The 15,097-nt window shown below is 46.2% G+C and carries 14 protein-coding genes and 1 pseudogene; 8 read left to right on the top strand and 7 right to left on the bottom strand.

Translation table 11 applies throughout. The features are described 5' to 3' along the window. Window positions 1-36 precede the first annotated feature (36 nt). Window positions 37-3,402, top strand: coding sequence for an EAL domain-containing protein (locus QUB11_RS11270; RefSeq protein WP_333202700.1), 3,366 nt, complete (start codon window positions 37-39; stop codon window positions 3,400-3,402). A gap of 121 nt (window positions 3,403-3,523) precedes the next feature. On the opposite strand, the gene sipA is transcribed toward QUB11_RS11270, so the two are convergent. Both sipA and QUB11_RS11260 read right to left on the bottom strand, forming a co-directional pair. Then, window positions 3,524-3,763 (bottom strand): regulatory protein SipA, encoded by a 240-nt coding sequence (gene sipA, locus QUB11_RS11265; protein ID WP_333202698.1) that lies wholly within the window; start codon window positions 3,761-3,763, stop codon window positions 3,524-3,526. Between the two features lie 70 nt (window positions 3,764-3,833). After that, the gene (locus QUB11_RS11260) at window positions 3,834-3,965 is read right to left on the bottom strand and encodes a hypothetical protein (protein ID WP_333155743.1); all 132 of its coding nucleotides are present in this window, start codon (window positions 3,963-3,965) and stop codon (window positions 3,834-3,836) included. A 211-nt stretch (window positions 3,966-4,176) separates the two neighbouring features. Between QUB11_RS11260 and QUB11_RS11255 the strand changes: the two genes are divergently transcribed. Continuing rightward, window positions 4,177-4,383: a hypothetical protein gene (locus tag QUB11_RS11255; RefSeq protein WP_333202696.1), complete on the top strand. Its 207-nt coding sequence runs from the start codon at window positions 4,177-4,179 to the stop codon at window positions 4,381-4,383. Between the two features lie 68 nt (window positions 4,384-4,451). On the opposite strand, the gene QUB11_RS11250 is transcribed toward QUB11_RS11255, so the two are convergent. Further along, window positions 4,452-4,877, bottom strand: coding sequence for an NUDIX domain-containing protein (locus QUB11_RS11250; protein WP_333155747.1), 426 nt, complete (start codon window positions 4,875-4,877; stop codon window positions 4,452-4,454). A gap of 288 nt (window positions 4,878-5,165) precedes the next feature. On the opposite strand from QUB11_RS11250, the gene rbfA reads away from it, so the two are divergent. The 4 genes from rbfA (at window position 5,166) to QUB11_RS11230 (ending at window position 8,093) form a co-directional block, all read left to right on the top strand. After that, window positions 5,166-5,576, top strand: a complete 411-nt coding sequence (gene rbfA / locus QUB11_RS11245; protein ID WP_333202694.1) for a 30S ribosome-binding factor RbfA — start codon at window positions 5,166-5,168, stop codon at window positions 5,574-5,576. After that, window positions 5,560-5,709 (top strand): hypothetical protein, encoded by a 150-nt coding sequence (locus tag QUB11_RS11240; protein WP_333202692.1) that lies wholly within the window; start codon window positions 5,560-5,562, stop codon window positions 5,707-5,709. The genes rbfA and QUB11_RS11240 overlap by 17 nt, the downstream gene beginning before the upstream one ends. Before the next feature lie 27 nt (window positions 5,710-5,736). After that, entirely contained in the window at window positions 5,737-7,494 is a 1,758-nt protein-coding gene (locus QUB11_RS11235; protein WP_333256697.1) for a glycoside hydrolase family 3 N-terminal domain-containing protein, read from the top strand. A 365-nt stretch (window positions 7,495-7,859) separates the two neighbouring features. Then, the gene (locus QUB11_RS11230) at window positions 7,860-8,093 is read left to right on the top strand and encodes a DUF4327 family protein (RefSeq protein WP_333057778.1); all 234 of its coding nucleotides are present in this window, start codon (window positions 7,860-7,862) and stop codon (window positions 8,091-8,093) included. A 63-nt stretch (window positions 8,094-8,156) separates the two neighbouring features. On the opposite strand, the gene QUB11_RS11225 is transcribed toward QUB11_RS11230, so the two are convergent. The 4 genes and pseudogenes from QUB11_RS11225 to QUB11_RS11210 form a co-directional block, all read right to left on the bottom strand. Next, a complete protein-coding gene (locus tag QUB11_RS11225) occupies window positions 8,157-8,561 on the bottom strand; it encodes a hypothetical protein (protein WP_333082103.1) in 405 nt (134 codons plus the stop codon). A 355-nt stretch (window positions 8,562-8,916) separates the two neighbouring features. Further along, on the bottom strand, window positions 8,917-10,050 hold the full coding sequence (locus tag QUB11_RS11220; protein WP_333202688.1) for an ABC transporter ATP-binding protein: 1,134 nt from the start codon (window positions 10,048-10,050) through the stop codon (window positions 8,917-8,919). A gap of 50 nt (window positions 10,051-10,100) precedes the next feature. Next, complete coding sequence (locus QUB11_RS11215) at window positions 10,101-10,442, bottom strand: hypothetical protein (protein ID WP_445300763.1); 342 nt, start codon at window positions 10,440-10,442, stop codon at window positions 10,101-10,103. 134 nt (window positions 10,443-10,576) lie between these two features. Further along, window positions 10,577-10,813, bottom strand: a pseudogene (locus QUB11_RS11210) (HD domain-containing protein); the annotation flags it as partial. A 145-nt stretch (window positions 10,814-10,958) separates the two neighbouring features. Here QUB11_RS11210 and QUB11_RS11205 point away from each other — a divergent pair. Together QUB11_RS11205 and QUB11_RS11200 are read left to right on the top strand one after the other, a co-directional pair. After that, window positions 10,959-11,582, top strand: coding sequence for a Uma2 family endonuclease (locus QUB11_RS11205; protein WP_333202686.1), 624 nt, complete (start codon window positions 10,959-10,961; stop codon window positions 11,580-11,582). A gap of 576 nt (window positions 11,583-12,158) precedes the next feature. After that, a complete protein-coding gene (locus QUB11_RS11200) occupies window positions 12,159-14,993 on the top strand; it encodes an ATP-binding protein (RefSeq protein ID WP_333390567.1) in 2,835 nt (944 codons plus the stop codon). The last annotated feature ends 104 nt before the right edge of the window (window positions 14,994-15,097 follow it).

Below are 15,097 nucleotides of genomic sequence, written 5' to 3'. Positions count from 1 at the left end.
ATCCACCTAGTGCTTGGAAATCAGCGCTTTTTTGGAATGTCGCAGAGTCCACGCGATCGCAAAACTCAATTAAATATGCTCAAAAACGATTCATCCAAGTATTTGCCAACCTTAGCTCAAGTAATTGACCGCTACCCCTTGACAGTGGCGCCCGATACCCCACTAGCAGACGTAATTACCCTGATGGGCCAACGGCGCCCAAGTTGCTCTCTAAACGCAGCCATTCCACCAACCGATATCTATCAGCAACTAACAGAAATCGCAAATCTCCCCACTAAGAGTGCATTCAGAGACGCGACAGGTGTCTGCGTCTTTGTCGTGGAAAAATCACTCTTAAAATTATCCTCGCCCTGTGCTCCACATTCTCAATTGCAAGGAATCTTCACAGAAAGGGATCTTGTAGATTTGATTGCCTCGGGCAAAAACTTAAAAGGTGTCACCATCGCAGAAGTGATGAGGCAGCCTGCAGCAACTCTGACACAATCGGAGACTCAAGACATTTTCAGCGCCCTAATTCTGCTGGGGCAACGAAGAATTAAGCATCTCCCAATATTGGATAGTGAAGGTCAACTCTTAGGAGTAATTACCCCGGAAAGCATTCGCCAAGCCATGCTCAAACCGGCAAATATCTTAAAAATGCGCCGGGTGAAAGAAGTAATGACCGCACAAGTCATTCAAGCACCTCGCTCCGCGTCAGTTATGAGTTTAGCTGAGTTGATGGCGCAGCACCGCGTTAGCTGCGTAGTAATTACTGAATCAACAGAATTATCGAGGGATTCACCGTTCCCTATTCCAGTAGGTATAGTCACAGAACGGGATATTGTGGAATTTCAAGCTTTAGATATAGATTTGTCGCAAACGATCGCCCAAACTGTGATGAGTACCCCTTTATTTAGCCTCAAGCAAGAAGACTCGCTGTGGGTAGCTCATCAGGAAATGCACCAGCGTTTAGTCCGCAGGTTGGTAGTAACGGGGGAACGCGGAGAACTAGAGGGAATAGTTACTCAAACCAACATACTGCGCGTACTTGACCCGATGGAAATGTCCGGGGCGATAGATGTTCTGCACGATTCAGTGACAGAAAGAACTAGGGAATTGCAAAAAGCGATCACATCCCTCAGCTTGACTAACGCCAGACTAGAAAGCGAAATTGCTACCCGCGTTAGGGCCGAGGCCAGACTCCACCTTTTAGAATCTGCTGTAGTGAACGCTAACGACGCAATCGTGATTATGGATGCCGGAGATAGCGATATCTCCGACCCCACCATCATCTATACCAACGAAGCTTTTACCCAAATGACGGGCTACCTACCCGAAGAAATCATCGGACAAACCCCCAGTTGCTTGCGCGGCCCAGAAAGCGACCCCACCCAAGTCGATAAAATTCGCCGTGCTTTCTCTCGCCGAGAACCCCTACGCCTAGAATTGATCAACTACCGCAAAGACGGTTCAACTTATTGGGTGGAACTCAACAGCGTACCCATTGCCGACAACTCCGGGAACGTTACCCACTGGGTGTCGGTGCAGCGAGATATTACCGATCGCAAGCGCATGGAACAAGCATTTTTTGAAGAAAAAGAACTCGCGTTTGTTACTCTACAATCGATCGGCGATGCCGTAATCGCTACTGACGCCGACGGCTGCATTTCCACCCTGAATCCAGTGGCCGAACAACTCACGGGTTGGTCTACCTCGGAAGCTAAAGGTTTGCCCCTCGCCAGCGTGCTGAGAATAGTTGACGAAACTACCAGGCTGCCGATCGAAAATATCGCCGAAATCGCTTTGTCCGAAGGTCGGATTGTTGACCAAGGGCGCAACAATTTGCTGATTGCCCACAACAACACCGAATTTGCGATCGACCACTGCGTCGCCCCCATCCACGCTAGCAGCGGCGAAATTGTCGGGGCCGTCGTTGTGTTCCGAGATGTCACCCAAGTGCGAACTCAAGCGCGGCAACTCACCTGGCAGGCAACTCATGACCCCCTGACGCAATTAGTCAACCGCCGGGAATTTGAGTACCAGCTAGAGCACGCCCTACACGGCGCTCAAGGTTACGGGCAAGAACACGTAATGCTTTACCTGGATCTCGATCGCTTCAAAATAGTTAACGACACCTCCGGTCATGCTGCAGGGGACGAACTGCTTCGCCAAGTCAGCCAGCTATTTAAAAGCAATATCCACAAAACCGATATTTTGGCGCGTCTCGGCGGCGATGAATTTGCCGTACTCCTGTACAATCGTCCCGTCGAACGAGGATTGAATGTTGCTGAAACGCTGCTGCGAAGCATTCAGGGCTTCCGCTTTGCGTGGCAGGACAAAACTTTTTCGATCGGCGTCAGTATCGGTTTGGTAGCAATCAATCCCAAAACAGCATCGACATCTGCGATTTTGAGCGCGGCTGATATGGCCTGCTATGCTGCTAAAAATAAAGGTCGCAATCGGGTACAGGTTTATCAAGCCGGCGATCGAGAATTAATCAAACAGCACGGCGAAACCGAGTGGGTGGTGCAAATTAATCAAGCATTAGAAGAGAATCGCTTTTGCTTGTACTCTCAGCCGATCGTACCTTTGCTCAACTCTCCAACCACCGGAACCCACTGCGAAATCCTCCTGCGCCTCCAGTTGGAAACTGGTGAGTTGGTGTCGCCGATGGCGTTTATTCCCGCTGCAGAACGCTACAACTTGATGCACGCGATCGACCGCTGGGTAATTCGCACGTTATTTAGCAATTTATCTAAAATTTTCACGGCCAATTTATTCGTCCAAGACCCTGCAGTAGGCAGCGATAAAATAGTTACCTTCCCTGCTTGCTCTCTTTTGTCTAATCCGCAATCCTTATTTGGCAAATATCCCAACCTTTATTCAATCAACCTTTCTGGGGACAGCCTCAACGAAGAAAAGTTTATCGAGTTTATTCAGGAACAGTTTTCTATCCATCAAATACCGCCCCAAATAATTTGTTTTGAAATTACCGAAACCGTGGCGATCGGTAATCTCAGCAAGGCAGCCAGCTTGATTTGGCAACTCAAAGAACTAGGCTGCCAGTTTGCCTTGGACGACTTCGGCAGCGGGATGTCTTCCTTTGCTTACCTAAAAAGCTTGCCGGTTGATTATCTCAAAATAGACGGCAATTTTATTAAGAATATTGTCGATAATCCTATTGATGTCGCAATGGTGGAAGCTATTACCAAAATCGCTCACGTCATGGGAATTAAAACTATTGCGGAGTATGTTGAAAATCAAACAATTATGGATAAACTCAATGAACTTGGGGTAGATTACGCTCAAGGTTATCATTTGGGAAAGCCTCAACCTTGTAACTTCAAATCTCCGATTTTAGAGGAACTTCTGGGGGAGTTTCCTGTTAATTCTTTGGCTTTTGAGGCTAAGCTGGCTTGTTGAAGAAGGAAGTTCGGCAACGGGCAAGCAATGGGATTTAACGGATTTAAGGGAGGGATGTTGAGGGAACAAGGAAAAGGGAGATGTTAAGTTGTGATCTCAATTCCCCATTCCCCATTACCCATTACCCATTACCTTCTACAATTGTTTCTGCTGCTTCAATGTACTGACTGTCTAACAGAAAAGCACCTTTTTCAAAGCGAATTCCCCAATAATTGCCGGGACGGCGATCGATCACAATACCTTCAGCGCCAATCGCAATTAAATTCGCGGGCCGCAGCATCGGCATCGGTTCAGCAGTTTTGACGTAAGGCGGCATAGCCACCACTCGGACTTTTTGACCGATTGTAAATTCTTTTTCCATGAGTTTTATTTTTTTTTGCTATCGGCATAATCTAATCGTAACTGGGAGTGCGATCGAGAGCGATGAAATTTCAGACAGTATCTTTCATGCGTTTAGCCAACAAACAATCCTCAAAGCTAAAGGATTCTTCGTCTAAAAAGCTGGAGATTGCCATGAAGTAGGCGTAAGCCGGGGCGTAGCCATCGCGGCTTCGAGAGAACATTCAAGTTCAGCGGACTTGGACAAGAGGGCCGCTTTTATATAGTCAGGCAAATAATCGACCAACTGATGAATAGCTTCTGGAGACAGGTGTTGCGTGGCGATTGTTTGATTCATAACTCTCTGATTTCAAGTTTTGATTCTTTAGTTGCCTCGCCCCGGTTTGCAATCGGCAAAACCAAGTGCTTCGCCCTGCGAGGAAATTAGCAATTGCCATGGACACAACAATTTCGATCGGATATTCAATTTCCGCAGCACGGGCGATGAGGGCGGCACGAATTCGTTCTGGAAGGTATTTTAGGATGGCTTCGGCATCAGCAGCAGATAGTTGTTCCAGAGTTGTTGATTGTATGAGTCTAGTTTTTCGGTGGGATTTGAACGTTGTAGGGCGGCTCAGTTGCTCTGTGAATAATGGCTTCTAGCTCTAATAATAACGCAGGGTTGCTCCATGTTTCAGTCCCAGCACAGGAAAAATATTGTGTATGACTTTTTATTTTAAATATTCCTGCAAGAATTTCCAAGCCATTTGAGTACCCTCGCCTGCGTTGACTTTCCCAAAATCTACATCTTTTCTCAAAACTACAAAACCCACACCTTCTTTGATTTCTATTTGCTCACAATTCCTAATCCTAGCCAAAAACAAGTGATTTTCCTGTATAACTTTTTGATTATTTTGGGTCTTTTGGTGTAGAAAAGTTGTGATAAATTCTATTGTGTAATTGGTTTCGAGGCAAGTTTCTTCCTCCAGTTCTCGCACCGCTGCCTGCTTTGGACTTTCTCCAACGTCCACGCCACCACCAAAAGTAGAAAGCATCCCTTGACTTGCAATACCTACAATATTATCTCGCAGTTGTGCCACAATCTGACCGTTGGGGAGAATTAGAAAAATGCGAACAATTGACTTAGGAATATTCATATTAGATGTTTTAAAATGTATAGTTTAGTTAACTTGGTTTACTTTGTTTCAGTCCCCTCGCCGGCAAAAAGTAGAGCATAACACGGATGAACACGGATACACGGATGACTTGAGTCATCTGACTGTTTGCACAATTGGCTAACTTGACTATCCTCCGTGTATTCGTGTGCATCCGTGTCGTGCTGATTCTCATTTTTTCCCCCGATCGCCCGTAACACCCGATACCGATCGCGCTACAATTGTCAATCGGGATGAAAATGGCTGATCTAAAAGTAGGGGATAGTTTCTATGGCTACAAATCGTCGCATTGAGCGTGTAGCTTCAATGATTAAACGGGAAGTCAGCCTGATGTTGCTGAACGGCATTAAGGACGATCGGGTAGGTGCCGGTATGGTTAGCGTTACCGATGTAATTGTTTCGGGAGACCTTCAGCATACAAAAATTTTTGTCAGCATCTACGGTACTGATGAGGCGAAGGCTGAAACTATGGAAGGTTTGAAATCTGCTACTAGCTACGTCCGCAACCAGTTGGGCCAACGGGTGCAACTGCGCCGGACGCCGGAAGTAGTATTTCTTGAAGACCGTTCTTTGGAACGGGGCGATAAAATGTTGATACTGCTGAATCAGCTTTCTGCCGATCGCAAACCGGATCTTCTAGATCCCGAGGAAGAATTCACTGAGGATGAAAGTCCCGATTGAAGCAAGAAGGAAGAGGGAAGAAGGAAGAGGGGAAGAGAAGGAGATAGGGAAAATTCCCAATGCCCTGTTTGGCCGATGCCCGATGCCCTGTTTGCCCGATGCCCGATGCCCGATGCCCGATGCCCAAATCTAAAATCTAAAATCTAAAATCTAAAATCGAATGATTGACAATCTTTCCTTACCAGAACTGGTAGCCCAGATGTTCGTGGTGCGCGCTTCTGGCTGCTTGTTCGACCACCAAATTCGCTATCGGGAATGGGAACCAACTGCCAGCAAACTCCGCTATTATCTGGAAAAGTTGGGCGTCGGCGGTGTGATTTTGGTCGGGGGAAGTGCTGCAGAGTTGGCAGTTCGATCGCACCAATTGCAGTCTTGGGCTAAGTTTCCGCTACTGCTGGCGGCGGATATTGAGGAAGGTGTCGGCCAGCGGTTCGCGGGGGCGACTTGGTTCGGGCCGCCGATGGCGATTGCTGAAGTGGCGCGACACGATGCAGGTAAAGCCGATCGATATGCTGAACAAATGGGCGCTGTCACTGCGATCGAAGCTAGGGCGATCGGTCTCAATTGGATTCTCGCACCAGTGGTTGATGTTAACAACAATCCCGACAATCCTGTGATTAACGTCCGCGCTTTTGGCGAGACACCGGAAATTGTGGGGAAATTAGCCGCTGCTTTTATTCGCGGCGCAGGTGATCACCCGGTTTTGACTACAGCTAAGCATTTTCCCGGCCACGGAGACACGGCGGTTGATTCTCACTTGGAATTGCCGGTTTTGCCACATTCGCCAGCGAGATTAGCCCAGATTGAGTTGCCTCCTTTTGTTGAGGCGATGGCTGCTGGGGTCGATGCTGTGATGAGTGCTCACTTGCTGATTCCGGCTTGGGATGCGGAGTTTCCTGCTACTCTTTCTCGCAAAATTTTGATTGGGAAGCTGCGAGAAGAGTTGGGATTTGAAGGTTTGATTGTGACGGATGCTTTGGTGATGGGTGCGATCGCCAATAAGTACGGCGCTAATGAAGCTGCTGTTTTGGCTGCTGAGGCTGGTGCTGATGTTTTGCTGATGCCGCTTGACCCGGAAGGGGCGATTCTCGCTGTCTGCGAAGCTGTCACTCAAGGGCGGATCCCCATAGCACAAATCAAGGAATCTGTCAAGCGAATTTGGAAATCGAAAATCAAGGTGGGTTTGCCGATTTCTGACCCCCCCCAACCCCCCCTTGCTAAGGGGGGGAGCAAGAATTTAGAATCGATTTCTGACGCCCCCCAACCCCCCCTTGCTAAGGGGGGGAGCAAGAATTTAGAATCGATTTCTGACCCCCCCCAACCCCCCCTGGCTAAGGGGGGGAGCAAGAATTTAGAATCCATCGAGTTGATCGACTTAGGTTTGCTGGCAACTCCTGATGCCAGGGCAACTGCTGCCGATATTTTGCGAGATTCTTTGAAATTTGGCGGCAATCTACCTTTGCAGGTTGCAAAACCCCCAGAAAACCAGCTTTTGCTGAATTTGATTGTTGTAGATGATGTTTTGGGGTGTGAGTTTTTGGGCAACCACACTCCGGCGATCGCCCTTCCCGAACAGTTTGGTTACGAATTGCAACTGATTGACGATCGCACAGGGGCGATCGCTGATAATACAGGTGCAGAGCATTTTTATCCGACATTGCTGCAAATTTTCATTCGCGGCAATTGCTTCCGAGGCAGTGCTGGTTTGACTGAAGCAGCTCAAGATTGGTTTAAGAAATTATTAAAAACGGGAGAACTGCAAGCTGTGTTAATTTACGGCAGTCCCTACGTTTTAGAGCAATTTTTGCCACACTTGCCTCCGAGTATTCCTTATGTATTTTGTTTTGGGCAGATGCCGGCAGCGCAATCTCTCGTTCTAGAAGTGCTATTCGGCATTGACGCAACTGGTAAGGCTTGAGTTGCCCGACTTCTGAATCTTTCCTTTGCTGCTTGCTGCGTTAGGAGTTAAATTCATCAACCCGGTTTCTCGCGAGAAATTCTGCCTTTGGTGGCGAAGTATCCAGAAACCGGGAATTGGACGGCGGTTCCTAAGTTCTAAATTGAGCTTTCCAGCAGATCTGCCTGCTTGTGGGGAAAATGTGCTGCGTCTCCACATCCTAAGACAGATCTCATCACTTATTGATAATTCGTATAATTTATTTTTATTTACGGCAGTGAATTGTATAGCTGTATACGGACAAAATTTAACTTCCATATTCGTAAGTTTGGACTATATTATTACCAGGGCCATAAAATTTTTTAGTAAAACATTGAGGGCGCATTATGATTCACTCCACTATTCCCCAAATCCAATACTCTTTAGATGTGATCCAAGATGAAGCACGTCACCTCGTCCACGAGGGCGTGCTGAGCCGCCAACAGCCCATCTACACGCTGTGCCAATTCATTCCGCCCCGGGAATGGGCCTGTGTAGAGTGCGAGTTAGAAAAATGCGACTTCTTGCTGCGCGATCGCATTGCCGACCTGATCGGTTCTGAAAAATGGGACAATGACTAAAGTTTGGTTCTCTTAAATTAAGTTGGCAAGTAAACTCCGGCTGTGTTAAAGACTCTTGATTCTTTAATACTGGGAATTTTCGGCGCGCAAATTTTCCAACTCGGCCCTCAGCGCTGCCATGTGTGCAGTTAATTCTTGAATCTCTAGCTTTACGTTAGGCTGTACAACCGAATCGGGAGGAGCATCAGTCGCTGCATCTGATTGCTTGGGCGAGACAGATTCATTGTCTGCATTCTCCCGATCGCCCGGTTGAGAGAAAATAGTATCTACAAAATTCCGGGCTTCTCGCTCAGTCATTTCTCCTTTTTCCAGCAACTCATCGGCGAGTAACCCCAAATCAGACTTCAGTTTGTCAAGATTTTCTTCTCGCTTCAGAGGATCTTGCAATGTCTCAATTAAAAAGGAAGTTGCACCTAAAGTTAGGTGAAATCCTGTTTGCAGCATTTGAGGCAGGTTGTCGGGATTCATCTAAAAATGCCGCTAGAACGTTTTTCTGAGTTTTTGGTTCGCTAGTTGCTCCCAAGTCGGGGCGTAAAGCCGCTTCTTAGCGCGAAGATGCTGGCGTTGTGGGTCGCGATCGCCCCGATTCAGGAAATATCAGCTTTTGGGGGGACGTTTTACCGTTGTGCCAATACTAATCGTATCATTACTGCGTAAATTAATAAATGTCAAGTGTAAACTTTTGTAACTACGAATCGAGACTTTCCCACAGGAAGGCTCAGTCTATTTTAGATTTTAGATTTTAGATTGAACAGGACTTAGGCACTGCGACTAAAAAAACCCCGGCGACTGATTACCCGTGCGTAAGTCCTGTTCAATCCAGTTAAGGATACAGCGCTTCACCGGTGGAGGGGTCAAATATAAATAGTCGATCGAAGTCAAGCTGTACCGTCAGCCGATCGCCCGATCGCAAGCGAACACTCGCAGGTATTTGTAACTGTACAGTAGTTTCAGCACTCAACAACGGCAAACTCGCCCGAATTAAAGTTTCTCGCCCCAGAGGTTCCACTACTTTTACCTCTACATCAAGAGGGACTTTTTCTAATGCCCAAACATCGGTTTTCAAATCATCATCTTCTACTGTTTGTGGCGTAAAGATTTCTATATTTTCTGGACGGATGCCCAAATCAAATCCTTGTCCTTCTCTCGCCTGCAATTTTTTCTGAATGGAGGGCGGACAGGGTAAATATTGATTTCCCACTTGAAAGGATTCGTTAGTATAAATTGCAGGAAAAATGTTCATGGCGGGATTGCCTAAAAATGTGGCAACCATGCGGTTAGCTGGTTTTGCATAAATGCTTTGCGGGTCTCCAATTTGTTGAATTTTTCCCCCATTTAAGACTACAATCTTATCAGCTAAAGTCATCGCTTCCACTTGGTCGTGGGTGACGTAAATTGTGGTAATTCCTAGCCGTTGATGCAGTTGTTTGAGTTCTGCTCTAGTGTCGTCTCGCAGTTGAGCATCGAGGTTAGAAAGCGGTTCATCTAACAGAAATACTTTCGGTTCGCGGGCGATCGCCCTTCCGAGTGCTACCCGCTGCTGCTGTCCGCCTGATAGCTGTTTGGGCTTGCGCTTGAGGAGGTGGTCGATCGAGAGCGATCGGGCTACTGTTTCGACTCGTTCTTGAATTTTAGTCTGGTCAACATTCCGCATCCGCAATCCAAATGCCAAGTTTTCTGCGACAGTCATGTGCGGATAAAGTGCGTAATTTTGAAACACCATTGCTACATCCCGCTGTCTAGCAGGAATGTTGTTAACTAAATTATCTCCGATGTAAAGATTGCCGGAACTTGCGGTTTCTAAACCGGCAATTGTCCGCATAATTGTGGATTTTCCGCAGCCGGAGGGCCCGACTAATACCCAAAATTCCCCGTCCGGGATTTTGAAGCTGATGTTTTCGATCGCGGTGACGTTTTGGTAGCGTCGGGTAATATTTTCTAAGCGAACATTTGCCATTTTTTAATTGTAATTTGTAATTGATAATTAGTGTTTTTTACCTTCATAATTCAGCCTTCAGAAAACTGTTCCAATTCTAAAACTGTGCGATCCAATTCTTCAGCTATAGGCGTTAACTCAGCTTTGCGGAATGCTTCTACTAAAGAACGATAATACCAGAGAGAACCGTCTTTGCCACCTTTGAAGCGTTCCCAAACAGTATCTCCTAATTGACGGGAATCTTTCAGGATCGATCGAACATTATAAAGTTTATCAGCAGCCGAGACTAATCTGACCGAGGCAGAAGCCGTAGAAATGCGATCGATATAAGCTTGTTTTCGCTGTCGCCAAGGGGGTTTCGGCGTCTCGTCACTGTCGGTACAGCCGTCTACAATCGCTGTGACCGAAAGCATCCAGGATACCCGCCACGTGATTCATCCGTCCAGAAATAAAAAACCTGTATCTGATAAACAAGCCCCCGAATTTATCTCGCGCAAGTCAATTCTTCAATCTAAAATCTAAAATCTAAAATCTAAAATCGATTGACAGTATCCCCAAAGCGGCGGCGGATGGCTTCGCGGGTGGTGGCGCCGCCTTGATCTTCGATCGCATCGTGAAGCAAAGCTGCGATCGCCTCATCTTCATTTGCCCCATATTCTAAAGCTATACTAGCAGTGCCCAACAAATGGGCAATGTAGGGAACGCCGGAACCTTTGCGAACTTGGGTAGCGTGCAATTCGGCGGCATAGGTGAGGGCTTCTGAAAAACGGTTTGATAGAATCATGAAAGTCACCTTTCTGAATTGCTATGATATATAAATTGTCGGGCTAAGTTGAAAAGACAAAATCTACCAATTTCAATAAGATCGTAAAGATGCGATCGAGAGCGATCGCTTGTAAACTTATAATCGTTAAACAGAGGTTGCGACCATGACAGCTACTATAATTATACCAAAAAAAGCCGAGCAAAACTCAGAGCCAGAATTACCGCAAAAATCAGAAAATATAGCAGGAATTTCGCCAGAATCTGAGCCTAAAAAAGTCATATCTCTTGAAGATTTTTTAGTCAGACCTGCTGATAGAATGGAATGGGTTGACGGCAACTTAGTGGAGAAAACAGGAATGACATTCAAGCACGGTCTCGCTCAAGTTAATCTAGCTACTTCCTGGAAAACTTACAAAAATTCCAGCGGACAGGGAGGAGAAGTTGTTACAGAAGTCCTTTGTCGCACTAGCAAGCAGGGTCGCCGTCCCGATGTTGCTTACATTACTCCTGAACTGCTGCCACAATCAGGCAATTTTACAGCATTTTCCCAAAGTTTTCCTTTGATAGCCGAAGTTGCTTCCCCCGAAGATAGCGGCGAAGAGTTATTCGCAAAAGCTCAAGAATATTTGGAATCGGGATGTTTAGAAGTTTGGTTGTTGTTTCCTGAAGCTAGATTAATATTTGTCAATGCAGGGCAACGCTGGCGGTTGTTTAATGCCGATGAAGTTGTTAACACTCAAAGTGTGCTTGCAGGTTTTAGCGTAGCGGTCAGTGAATTGTTGGCTTGAGGAATTTGTTAAAATAATTTATTAAAATCCTAAAAAGAGAAACTCACCGTGAGAAACTTTAGCTTAAAACTGGGTTTAATGAGAATGTCGGAATGATCAAATCGAGTTTAAGATCGACCTACAGGTAACTTTGAAGTATTGATACAATTAACATCTAATCAGGGGACTGCGGCATAGACTGAAAAGGGCTGACCCTAAAGGGTAAGCAGATTCATCCCACGACTAAAAGCCCTGGGCTTTCTTTGGGATTTTCTGTAAACGGTAGTCTTCGATGGGAATTGGGTTGAGAGATTGTTGGTGGAGTGCGTGCGATCGCCTTTAAATTTGAGCCCGAACGATCGCCCGATTTACTAAAAAAAACCCTCGGCTAACAGATCGCCCGCTGATCACAACCTCCGGGCAACTCCACCAACCAACGGCACATCAACCAACGAGGGCGATTGTTGCACTTCCGTGAACAATAGAAAACCACTAGCAACTTGCTAATACGACTGTTTGTTGGAGGTACAAAATTAATTGTTAGCGTCGGTGTCTAGCCAGGAATTTAAGCACCTTGAAAGACCCTACCAAGGTGGATTGAACATCAAGCTAGCAATTCCTCAAAGTCTATTTTCTAGAGAAGCTACTACCATGTCTCTGCCAAACTCATCCCTGAATCTATTTAAACCTAAGCGCAAACTTTCCCTGCGATCACTCTTGATTGTCCCGTTTGTACTACAAATCTTCGTAGCAGTTGGATTAACGGGATATATTTCTCTGAGAAATGGACAGAAGGCAGTCAATGAAGTTGCCAGTCAGTTACGACAAGAGATGAGCTATCGCCTCAATCTGGAAGTTCTAAACTATTTGGAAAAACCTTATATTGCCGGACAAGTGATCGTAGCTGCGGCCCAAGAAGGTCAGCTTGATTTAACAGATTTCACCAAACTGGAACGAACTTTGTGGCGGTTAGTCAGCCAAAATACCCTCGAAGACGTGCAAATTGGTTTAGAGGATGGCACGAGTATTGCCCTAGATACAACAATCAATGACGGCATCGTTTCTCGCCTCAGTGGTGACAAAGCGCGTCTACCTCAACGCCAATTCTACAAACTTGATAATCAAGGTCAACGAGTCGCACTGCTCAAAACTCAGGCAGAGTTTGACCCTCGGACTCGACCTTGGTATCAAGTTGTACAGAAAGCTGGAAAATCAGCCTGGACATCTGTGCCCTACCTCAGCAGTTCATATAAATCGGCTACGCTGGCTCTATCCCAGCCGATTTACAATCGCGATGGAACGTTACTAGGCGTGGAAAAAAGCACCTTTCGGCTGGACAAGATTCATCGTTTTCTGAGCGAGTTGAAGGTGGGTCAAACGGGACAAACGTTTATCGTAGATCGATCGGGCAATCTGATTGCGAGTTCAAAGATCAGTCAGCCTTACATTATGGATCTTAAAAATGAGGAGTTGCAACAAATTCCTGCCGTCAAGTCTGAAAGTTCTGTAATTCGTGCCACAGCGCAAGCTATCCTCGATCGATTTGGCAACTTCAACGCTATTGCACAAAATCAACAGCTTGATTTTATGCTGGCAAACCAACGGCAGTTCGTGCAGGTTTCCGCCATTCGAGACGAACGAGGTATCGATTGGTTCAGCGTCGTTGTGGTGCCTGAATCAGATTTCATGGCACAAATCAATGCCAATACTCGCACCACAATTTTGCTGTGTCTAGGGGCTTTGGTAGTGACGACTATACTGGGTCTTTTTACTTCGCGTTGGATTACCAAACCGATTTTGCAGCTACAAAAAGCCAGTCAGGCGATTAGTTCGGGACAGTTGGATCAAACACTTCAGGTGCAAGGTATTAGTGAATTAGAATCGCTGGCAGATTCATTTAATCAGATGGCAGGTCAACTCAAAGCCTCCTTTATCGAACTGGAAAGCCGTGTCGAGGAACGCACCGCAGAACTGAAAGAAGCAAAACTTGTAGCCGATGGCGCAAACCAAGCAAAAAGCGAATTTCTTGCCAACATGAGCCACGAACTCCGCACTCCCCTCAACGGTATTTTGGGCTATGCTCAAATCCTCAACCGCAGCAGCGCATTGCCAGCGAAAGAACGTCATGGGGTAGAAATCATCCACCAGTGTGGTTATCATTTGCTGACGCTGATTAACGATGTGTTGGACTTGTCCAAAATTGAAGCCGGCAAATTAGAACTCACACCTCAAGCGATTCACTTTCCCTCATTCCTCCAAGGTGTCGCTGAAATCTGCCGCATTCGTGCCGACCAAAAAAACATTGACTTCGTTTACGAGCCCGATCCACAGTTACCTGAAGGGATTTTTGCCGATGAAAAACGGCTGCGTCAGGTGTTACTCAACTTGGTGGGAAATGCGATTAAATTCACCGACAAAGGTTCTGTCACGCTGAAGGTTGCCGTAGTTGAGAATCCTCCCAATCCGTCCACTCCCTCTTTCAAATTTCAAGTTGAGGATACGGGTGTAGGAATTGCGCCCAATCATTTGGAGAAAATTTTTCAGGCTTTTGAACAAGTGGGCGATCGCCAGCGCCAAGCCGAGGGCACCGGTTTAGGACTGGCAATTAGCCAAAGAATTGTCCAACTTATGAACGGACAAATCCAAGTTAACAGCCAACCCGGAGTCGGGAGTGAGTTCTTTTTTGAGGTGGAACTGGCGATCGCCACCGATTGGGTACAGCAAAACTCCTTCACAATAGGAAAACAAATTATTGGTTACGAAGGACAACGACGCAGCATACTTGTGGTGGACGATCGTTGGGAAAACCGAGCCGTTCTCTTTAACTTGTTAGAGCCACTAGGATTCCAAGTTAGTGAGGCAGAAAATGGACAAGCAGGATTGGAAAAAATACGACAGTCTCAACCTGACTTAGTGATTACAGACTTGGCAATGCCAGTCATGGACGGCTTTGAGCTGCTCAAACAAATTCGCAGTGCAAAGGATTTGCCCCACCCGAAGATCATTGTCTCTTCTGCATCAGTTGCACAAGCCTATCAACAGATGAGTTTAGATGCAGGGGGAAATGATTTCCTGGCAAAGCCAGTGGAAGTCAGTGAATTATTTAACCTCTTAGCCACTCATTTGGAATTAGAATGGAAATATGAAATAACAGGCTCCAACGACTCTGCACAATCCACTCCAACCACTGCATTAGAAAACCCAGAAGGGATGATTATTCCTTCCCCTATAGACTTAAAAAAGTTACTAGAATTGGCACAGCAAGGCAACTTAAAACGGCTACGATCGCACACAGAGCATATTGCTCAATCTAACCCTCTCTACGCTAATTTTGCCTCAAAAATTCTTCAGTTAGCCAAGCAATTTAAAGCCGAAGAGATTGAAGAGTTGCTAGAACAACACCTCCGATCAAATTCGCTAGCATCGTCATGATAAAGTCTCCTTCAATCTGCCACCAATAATAAGCACGCTTTTCAGTTTTTCGGCTCACAGTCAACAGTCAACAGTCAACAGTCAACAATCATTCCGGTGCAACC

The organism is Microcoleus sp. B6-A1 (genome assembly GCF_036705085.1).
Lineage (GTDB): Bacteria > Cyanobacteriota > Cyanobacteriia > Cyanobacteriales > Microcoleaceae > Microcoleus.
Note: the sequence above shows the minus strand (reverse complement) of the source record. Positions and strands in the feature narration are given on the sequence as shown.